The 1,820-nt window shown below is 56.6% G+C and carries 1 rRNA gene; it reads right to left on the bottom strand.

What is annotated here, in order from left to right:
* Nucleotides 1-42: 42 nt before the first annotated feature.
* A 23S ribosomal RNA gene (locus ACI2L1_RS45155) occupies nucleotides 43-1,820 on the bottom strand; the annotation flags it as partial.

The following is a 1,820-nucleotide window of genomic DNA, read 5'->3' as shown; positions in this document are numbered from 1 at the left end:
ACGGTCGTTGCCTCAGAACTAACACAGTGGACGCGAGCAAATATGGACAAGCCCTCGGCCTATTAGTACCGGTCACCTCCACCCATTACTGGGCTTCCAGATCCGGCCTATCAACCCAGTCGTCTACTGGGAGCCTTAACCCCTCAAAGGGGGTGGGAATACTCATCTCGAAGCAGGCTTCCCGCTTAGATGCTTTCAGCGGTTATCCCTCCCGAACGTAGCCAACCAGCCATGCCCTTGGCAGAACAACTGGCACACCAGAGGTTCGTCCGTCCCGGTCCTCTCGTACTAGGGACAGCCCTTCTCAATATTCCTGCGCGCGCAGCGGATAGGGACCGAACTGTCTCACGACGTTCTAAACCCAGCTCGCGTACCGCTTTAATGGGCGAACAGCCCAACCCTTGGGACCGACTCCAGCCCCAGGATGCGACGAGCCGACATCGAGGTGCCAAACCATCCCGTCGATATGGACTCTTGGGGAAGATCAGCCTGTTATCCCCGGGGTACCTTTTATCCGTTGAGCGACGGCGCTTCCACAAGCCACCGCCGGATCACTAGTCCCGACTTTCGTCCCTGCTCGACCCGTCGGTCTCACAGTCAAGCTCCCTTGTGCACTTACACTCAACACCTGATTGCCAACCAGGCTGAGGGAACCTTTGGGCGCCTCCGTTACTCTTTAGGAGGCAACCGCCCCAGTTAAACTACCCATCAGACACTGTCCCTGATCCGGATCACGGACCCAGGTTAGACATCCAGCACGACCAGACTGGTATTTCAACGACGACTCCCCCCGAACTGGCGTCCGGAGTTCACAGTCTCCCAGCTATCCTACACAAGCCGAACCGAACACCAATATCAAACTGTAGTAAAGGTCCCGGGGTCTTTCCGTCCTGCTGCGCGAAACGAGCATCTTTACTCGTAGTGCAATTTCACCGGGCCTATGGTTGAGACAGTCGAGAAGTCGTTACGCCATTCGTGCAGGTCGGAACTTACCCGACAAGGAATTTCGCTACCTTAGGATGGTTATAGTTACCACCGCCGTTTACTGGCGCTTAAGTTCTCAGCTTCGCCACACCGAAATGTGACTAACCGGTCCCCTTAACGTTCCAGCACCGGGCAGGCGTCAGTCCGTATACATCGCCTTACGGCTTCGCACGGACCTGTGTTTTTAGTAAACAGTCGCTTCTCGCTGGTCTCTGCGGCCACCCCCAGCTCATGAAGTAAATTCAATCACCGGTGATGGCCCCCCTTCTCCCGAAGTTACGGGGGCATTTTGCCGAGTTCCTTAACCATAGTTCACCCGAACGCCTCGGTATTCTCTACCTGACCACCTGAGTCGGTTTAGGGTACGGGCCGCCATGAAACTCGCTAGAGGCTTTTCTCGACAGCATAGGATCATCCACTTCACCACAATCGGCTCGGCATCAGGTCTCACCCTCGTGCCATCCGGATTTACCTAGATGACGGGCTACACCCTTACCCCGGGACAACCACCGCCCGGGCTGGACTACCTTCCTGCGTCACCCCATCACTCACCTACTACAAGTCTGGTTCGCCGGCTCCACCACTCCCCCTTGCCCGAAGGCTCCGGGGCGGCTTCACGGACTTAGCATCGCCTGGTTCGATGTTTGACGCTTCACAGCGGGTACCGGAATATCAACCGGTTATCCATCGACTACGCCTGTCGGCCTCGCCTTAGGTCCCGACTTACCCTGGGCAGATCAGCTTGACCCAGGAACCCTTAGTCAATCGGCGCACACGTTTCCCACGTGTGTATCGCTACTCATGCCTGCATTCTCACTCGTGAACCGTCCACCACT

Source organism: Streptomyces sp. NPDC019531, assembly GCF_044903305.1.
In the GTDB taxonomy this organism is placed as follows: Bacteria; Actinomycetota; Actinomycetes; order Streptomycetales; family Streptomycetaceae; genus Streptomyces.
Note: the sequence above shows the minus strand (reverse complement) of the source record. Positions and strands in the feature narration are given on the sequence as shown.